Annotated in this window: 2 protein-coding genes; both read left to right on the top strand. The window is 63.8% G+C overall.

Annotated elements, in window-relative coordinates; all coding sequences use genetic code 11:
• A partial coding sequence (locus tag AC1DZP_RS35910) for a plasmid mobilization protein (protein WP_477309061.1) occupies window positions 1-361 on the top strand: 361 nt, incomplete at its 5' end.
• Window positions 358-2313, top strand: a 1956-nt coding sequence (locus tag AC1DZP_RS35905; RefSeq protein WP_477309059.1) for a relaxase/mobilization nuclease domain-containing protein, incomplete at its 3' end; no start/stop codon positions are given. The genes AC1DZP_RS35910 and AC1DZP_RS35905, both read left to right, overlap by 4 nt.

Below are 2313 nucleotides of genomic sequence, written 5' to 3'. Positions count from 1 at the left end.
CTATGGCGAGGTCACGCACATCCGGTTTTCGGCTGACGAGCTGGCCAGCCTCAAAGCCTGTGCGGAACGGGAGGGCGCAACCGTCAGTGAGGTCGTCCGGCGTCTGGTGCGGGCAGAGGTCGGGCATCTGCCTATCGCGTCAGAGGCGTTGCGGCCGGCGATCTTGGACATGACCGATCAGCTGCGGCGTGTCGGCATCAATTTCAATCAGGCCGTGCGCGCCATGAACGACGGCCGTGTTGCCCATGATGAGGATCTTGAACAGGCGTTGATCGCCGTGGGCGACCTCGTGCGGCAGTTCCGCGAGGAACTGAAGGCGATGACCGGCGGGTCCCGCAAGGCGAGGCAGGCCAGGCCATGAGCGGTCGTCTTGCTGGCTACGCAGCCGAAATCGAACGCTATCTGCGGGGCGCTGCCGGCGTGAAGCATGAGGAGCTGGACGACGACAAGTCCGCGACGAGCGCCCGAGGCGAGGCGAGCGAATTCCAGGCCATGAAGAGTTCTGAGCGGACCGTTGGCGGCGGACGCCTCGGGCAAGGACAAACCGGCGCGACAGGTGGGCGCAGGAACGCCCCTCGTTCGTCGCCGGGAGGATTGGGGGCGGCGGGGAGCTCCATGTCCAGCAGGGCATCGAAGTCCGCGGCGGCTGCGCGCTCACCCACGGCCGCTAGCGCGCCGATCATGGTCTATGGCGCCACGCTCGCCGGTTTCCGGCCGGAAGAGGAGGAGGAAGACTGGAAGCGGCGCGGGGGCGGCGGCCGCGGTGCGGGTCGCGCGAGCGGTACTGGCCGAGCGGCGCGGGTCGCATATCAGGCGCGGGCCGTCGCGGCACGGGCAGGCTATGCGGCGGGTGCGCAGCCTGGCGTGTTCAAGGTCATGCCCAATCCTCCGTCAACCAAGGAAGCCGCTGCTCGGCTGCTCAATTACATCGGCAAGCGAGAGGACGAAAAAGGCGAGAAACACGACATCGAGATTTTTGACGAGGACGGGCAGGTTCTTGCGACAGGTGCCGCACGAAAAGCGTTTCTGGAGACGTTTTGCGAGACGTTCGAACCGCCCCTGGAAAACACCAATTTTATCGAGGTTCGTTTCGAGCTTGCCGGCGAGGTTACCGATTCCGCCTTGAGCGAGGCGTTGAACAAGGCCTTCGGCGCAAAACCGTTCATCTATGCGCAGGATGGTCAGGCGGTGGAGGTATACGCGCACACCGATGAGCGGGCGGGGCCGCTTGCCAAGGTGCTTGCCGGCGGCCGGGAGAATTCGCGCAGCAAGGCGCTCGACAAGATCGAGGCGCGCTTGTCGGAAGCGATGGGCGCCGCTGGCGTGGTCGCCAAGGCAGAGGTAACGGCGGCCGTCAGCCGTGAACCCAAAGCGAAATACTTTTTGCAAAAGTTTATCCGCACCCACAGCCAGGTCCGCCACGCAAATGGCGAGCCCGTGCCCGGGGCGAAGAATGCCACCAAGGCGGCGGCTTCGGTCTACGAACAATGGCGCCCACAGTTTTCGGGGCGTGAGCGCCGCAATGCCTATCACCTGCTTTTCTCGGCAAAGGCCGGCACCGATGCCAACGCCGTCATGGCCGCGGCGCGCGCCGTGATGGAGGAGCGAGCGCCAGGATACAAGTTCGTCCTGGCGCATCACAAGGACACCAAGCACGTCCATATCCATGCGATGGTGCAGGCGCGCTCTGCCGACGGTGAGCGCCTGAAATTCTACAAGCCAGATCTGGTCGCCTGGCGCGAGACTTTTGCGGAAAAAGCACGCGAGAACGGCATTGCGATGGTGGCGACGCGGCGCATGGATCATGCGATGACGCGGCCCTTCACGAAGGAGCATGCCGGAGCCTACAGCCGCGCCCAGAGCGATCCGCGCTACCAGGTCAGCGCCAGGACGATCGAGCGGGTGGAGGCCAAGCGGCAACGCCGTATCGATGGGCAATCCCTTGTCGTGAACGGCGATGCAATCGCTGCCGCATGGCAAAAGACTGTGACGACGATGCGAACCGCAGGCATAGTCGGTCAGGCTCTCACGGCAGCGGAATCGATCGGCAACAATTTTCTGCAGTTCCGTCATAGGACAGGGGAGGGGCAGCCTGCCGCGGGTCGCGGAGCTGATCAATCGGGGCAGAAGTCTTTCCTGTCCAATCCCGGTATGAGAGAATTGAATGCACTGATAGGAGATTTGAACGTGGCGCAAACCCCCTTGGAAATGCGGCGTCAGATGGCCCGCGTCAATCAGGCTCTGGACAACATGCGCGAGACGCTGCCTCCGGCGCATCAGGGACAGTTCGAACAGTATCGGGAAGAGGTCAAC

It is taken from the genome of Mesorhizobium sp. P2_F8 (assembly GCF_056403655.1).
The sequence above is the reverse complement of the archived record's forward strand: the minus strand, read 5'-3'. Positions and strand labels throughout refer to the sequence as shown.